At 48.3% G+C, this 234-nt stretch carries 1 protein-coding gene; it reads left to right on the forward strand.

Going from position 1 to position 234, the window contains the following annotated elements:
- A partial coding sequence (locus N8M66_RS09375) for a hypothetical protein (RefSeq protein ID WP_261047249.1) occupies positions 1–234 on the forward strand: 234 nt, incomplete at both ends.

Here is a 234-nt window from a genome sequence, read left to right on the forward strand (position 1 = left end):
TGTTGAAGCCGATGTGCTTGCTGACGTGCTTGCTGATGTAGTTGCTCTTGTTGTTGCTGATGTTCTTGCTGATGTTCTTGCGCTTGTTGAGGCTGATGTACTTGCTGATGTGCTTGCGCTTGTTGAGGCTGATGTTCTTGCTGATGTACTTGCGCTTGTTGAAGCCGATGTTCTTGCTGACGTGCTTGCGCTTGTTGAAGCTGATGTGCTTGCTGATGTGCTTGCACTTGTTGA

This window comes from Streptococcus mitis (genome assembly GCF_946188585.1).
Lineage (GTDB): Bacteria > Bacillota > Bacilli > Lactobacillales > Streptococcaceae > Streptococcus > Streptococcus mitis_DG.